The sequence below is a fragment of the Vibrio sp. 2134-1 genome, assembly GCF_033339495.1.
This window is the reverse complement of sequence record NZ_JAWOUS010000331.1, coordinates 1-768: the sequence shown is the minus strand read 5'-3', so window position 1 is coordinate 768 and position 768 is coordinate 1. Positions and strand designations below refer to the sequence as shown.

2 protein-coding genes are annotated in these 768 nt (G+C 45.3%); both read right to left on the bottom strand.

Features of this window, described 5'->3' with window-relative positions:
* On the bottom strand, positions 1-548 hold a 548-nt coding region (locus R7R78_RS25800; protein WP_225474577.1), incomplete at its 3' end, for a 3-deoxy-D-manno-octulosonic acid kinase.
* A gap of 10 nt (positions 549-558) precedes the next feature.
* A partial coding sequence (locus R7R78_RS25795) for a diacylglycerol kinase (RefSeq protein ID WP_225474576.1) occupies positions 559-768 on the bottom strand: 210 nt, incomplete at its 5' end.

Genomic DNA, 768 nt, shown 5'->3' with positions numbered 1-768 from the left:
ATCCACACTTTATCTTTGTCATCGATCAAGATGTGGGGGATATTCAGGTCTGTGTGATTAACGCCAGCGTTGTGCATTTTGGCAATTTCTTGCCCTATTTTTTGATACATTCCTTCCGGTAACGGTTTTTCCCGCAAGATACTGACCAGGTCTCTTGCGTTAGGAATGCGCTCACTCAATAAATCGGCCTGATATGTCAATCCAGATTTCACAGCTCTCGCAGCAATTGGCCTTGGCACATGAACGCCAGCATTAATCAGTGTAAGTAATAGTTGGAACTCTTGCGCACAACGCGTTTGCTCCCAACCTGAAAACCAATAATTGTCTTTAACTAACTTACCAAATAAACCCCCACGTCGATAATGACGCAGAGCGGCTTGCATCGTATCAAGCTGAACAAACCAAGTCGTACCACGCCCTGAAGCACTGCCAGTTACTTTGTTGGTGGATTGCCAATACTCGGCATCAAAAATAGGCTGACTAGGATCTTCAATAAGCGCCTCATCAAACCAAATGACTTGGTTGCTATCTCGATACTGCTGAATCATGTTGTAACCTCTAGCCTAGGTAGCGACTGGCCAATATGTATAGCCAAGTAAAAGCTGCGAACGCTAACGCAACCATAACGGCTGCCGATCCTATATCTTTAGCGCGGCCACTTAATTCATGGCGTTCAACACCAATGCGATCCACCACTGCTTCTATCGCGGAGTTAATCAGTTCGACAATCAGAACTAATACCACGACACCAATCAATAAGATGCGCTC